Annotated in this window: 4 protein-coding genes; 3 read left to right on the top strand and 1 reads right to left on the bottom strand. The window is 70.8% G+C overall.

Annotation, left to right across the window (positions count from 1 at the left end; all coding sequences use genetic code 11):
* Positions 1-309 (top strand): DUF423 domain-containing protein (locus ACIKT0_RS16180; protein WP_407106394.1); only part of this gene is annotated, 309 nt, incomplete at its 5' end.
* On the opposite strand, the gene ACIKT0_RS16175 is transcribed toward ACIKT0_RS16180, so the two are convergent.
* Entirely contained in the window at positions 293-1,594 is a 1,302-nt protein-coding gene (locus tag ACIKT0_RS16175; protein ID WP_407106392.1) for an AmpG family muropeptide MFS transporter, read from the bottom strand. The genes ACIKT0_RS16180 and ACIKT0_RS16175 overlap by 17 nt on opposite strands.
* Positions 1,595-1,820: 226 nt before the next feature.
* Here ACIKT0_RS16175 and ACIKT0_RS16170 point away from each other — a divergent pair, with 226 nt between their 5' ends.
* Entirely contained in the window at positions 1,821-2,588 is a 768-nt protein-coding gene (locus ACIKT0_RS16170) for an ABC transporter permease subunit (protein ID WP_407106391.1), read from the top strand.
* An 8-nt stretch (positions 2,589-2,596) separates the two neighbouring features.
* On the top strand, positions 2,597-2,964 hold a 368-nt coding region (locus ACIKT0_RS16165; RefSeq protein WP_407106389.1), incomplete at its 3' end, for an ATP-binding cassette domain-containing protein.

Below are 2,964 nucleotides of genomic sequence, written 5' to 3'. Positions count from 1 at the left end.
GGCGCGGCGGCGGGGGCGCACATGACGGGCGACCCGCGGCTCGCCACGGCCGCGAGCTTCCTGATGCTCAACGCGGCCGCGATCGTCGGCGTGGTCGCCGTCTCGACCGCCCTCGGGCGGTTCGGACTTCTGCCGGCCGCAGGGCTCGCGCTTGGCGCGCTGCTGTTCTCCGGCGACCTGATGGTCCGCGTCGCCTATGGGACGAGCCCGCTGCCGATGGCGGCGCCGACAGGCGGCATGATCCTGATCCTGAGCTGGATCGCGCTCGTCCTGCTCGCGCTCGGCGCCGCGATCAGGCGGCGACGCTAGGCTCGGCGCGCGTCTGCGACGGCTTCGGCTCCCTGAGCGCGAGGACGAGCAGCAGCGCGGGGAGCCCGGACACGAAGGTCAGCGCGAAATAGACCGGGAAGCCCGAGGCGCTGGCGACGAAGCCTGAGCCGCCGGCCAGCAGATGGCCGGGCAGCGCGTAGATCGAGCTCAGCACGGCGTAGCGGGTGGCGGAGAATTCCGACGCCGCGAGCTTCGACATGAAGGCGATTAGCGCGGTGCCGGCGATCGCGGAGGCCACGTTGTCGAAGCTGATCGTGGCTGCGAGCATCAGCACGCTGTGCCCGGTCACGGCGAGCGCGCTGTAGAACAGGTTGGTGGCCGCTGACGCCACGATCCCGATGATCAGGACCGTGCGCAGCGAAAGCCGGGTCAGCAGGAAGCCGCCCACGAAGGCGCCGAATATCCCGAGAACGACGCCGAACACCTTGGTGACGTTGGCGATCTCGATGTTGGTGAAGCCGAGGTCCTTGTAGAGCGGCGACGACATCACGTTCGCCAGCTGGTCCGGCACCCGGTAGAGCCCGATCATCGCCAGCGTCGTGAGGGGCGTGGCGGCGACCAGCGCCAGGAGATCCCTCAGCGGAGCGGCGAGCGCCAGACCCTTGGCGGCGGGGTCGCGCGGCTCGTCGTCTCTCGGGGTGCGCGGGATGAGGGTCGCGGTCACGACCGCGATCAGCGCCATGATCCCCGCCATCACGGAATAGGCGCCGACCCAGTCGAGGCCCTCCGCGAGATAGAGCGCACCCGCGCCGGCGGTCAGCATCGCGAGGCGATAACCGAGCTGGTAGGCGGCGACCAGCAGCCCCTGCTCCTCCGTCGGCGCGAGCTCGACGCGCCACCCGTCGACCGCCGCGTCCTGCGAGGCCGATGCCATGGCGGCCGCGAAGCAGGCCGCCGCCGCCAGCGGCAGGTTCGTCGCCGGATCGCCGAACGCCATGGCGGCGAGCCCGGCGGTCACGCCGAGCTGCGCGAGCAGGATCCACGCGCGCCGGCGCCCGAAGATCCGTCCGAACGGCCCGAGCGCATAGGCGTCCATCACCGGCGCGATCAGGAACTTGAGGCTGTAGGCGATGCTCGCCCAGGACAGCAGCCCGATCACCTGCAGGCTGACGCCCGCCTCGCGCATCCAGAACGCGAAGGTGCCGCCGACCAGCAGCAGCGGCAGGCCCGAGGCGTAGCCGAGCAGACCGCTCGCGAGCCGCTTGGCGAGCATCGGGCGCGGAATGTCGCGGCCGTCGACCGGGCTCTGCGCAGATTCGGACACGGCGGCTCCCTTGGGAACGAGGCGGACTCGCGCCTTGGCGTCGCTCGAGTCGTGGCGGATTCGGGCCGGCTTAGCCAGCGATCGGACGTCCCGCTGCGTCAGAGTTCATTAGTTGACTCGTTCTATAGATTGTGTAGATAGTTGCGAACTCCGCTGCTTCGCCGCGTCCGGCCTGGACCCCCCGGGCCCCGCGGCAGGCGGCGGAGCCCAGGTCCTGGGAGGCGACATGAAGCTCGACGGAAAAGCTCTGCTGGCCTTCGTCATCCCCGCGCTCCTGCTGCTCGGCTGGCAGGCCTTCTCCAGCCTTGGCGAGATCCCCGAGTCCGTGCTGCCGGCGCCGACCGCCGTCGCGGCCGCTGGATGGCGGCTCGCCTGGACCGGCGAGCTGTGGAGCAACGTCACGGTCAGCACCTGGCGCGCGGTGATCGGACTGGTGATCGGCGGCGGCGTCGGTTTCGCCTTCGGCCTCGCCAACGGCCTGTCGCGGCTCTCGGAGCGGCTGACCGACCCCACCCTGCAGATGGTGCGGACCATCCCGCACCTCGCGATGATCCCGCTCGTCATCCTGTGGTTCGGCATCGACGAGACCGCCAAGATCTTCCTCGTCGCGCTCGGCGTGTTCTTCCCCGTCTACCTGAACACGCTGCACGGCATCCGCACGGTCGACGCGCAGCTTGTCGAGATGGGCCGCGCCTACGGCATGTCGGCCTGGGAGCTGTTCGCCCGCGTCGTGCTTCCGGGCGCGCTGCCGTCGATCTTCGTCGGCCTGCGCTACGCGCTCGGCATCATGTGGCTGACCCTGATCGTCGCGGAGACGATCTCGGCCTCCACCGGGCTCGGCTACATGGCCATGAACGCCCGCGAATTCATGATGGTCGACGTCGTCGTGCTGTCGATCCTCATCTACGCCGCCCTCGGCAAGCTCGCGGACTCGCTCGCCAGGCTGCTCGAGCGCGCGACGCTCTCCTGGCACCCCGCCTACCTCCCCGCCTGAGGCTGACGATGACAGCAAGCAATCCCGCCATGCCGTTCGCGCCGACGGGCCTCGCTCCGGTTCCGTCCCGGGCGGCCGCGCCGGAGGCCGCCGCGATCGATCTGCGCGGCCTGAGCCGCAGCTTCGGCGACAAGCAGGTGCTGCGGCAGGTCGACCTTCATGTGCCGGCCGGCCAGTTCCTCGCGATCGTCGGCCGCAGCGGCTGCGGCAAGAGCACGCTGCTGCGCATCCTGCTCGGCCTCGACGCGCCGACATCCGGCGCGGTCTCGGTCGGCGACGGCCGCCGCGCGGGGCTGAGCCGCATCATGTTCCAGGAGCCGCGCCTGCTTCCCTGGGCGCGCGTGCTGGACAATGTCCGGGTCGGCGCGCCGCGCCG

The sequence above is a fragment of the Hansschlegelia beijingensis genome (assembly GCF_045505405.1).
Classification (GTDB): domain Bacteria; phylum Pseudomonadota; class Alphaproteobacteria; order Rhizobiales; family Methylopilaceae; genus Methylopila; species Methylopila beijingensis_A.
This window is presented reverse-complemented; position numbering and strand designations above follow the sequence as displayed.

Bases quoted from the DNA above. Each gene is read 5' to 3' on its own strand.
- ACIKT0_RS16170 (WP_407106391.1), top strand. From the start codon at position 1,821: ATGAAGCTCGACGGAAAAGCTCTGCTGGCCTTCGTCATCCCCGCGCTC.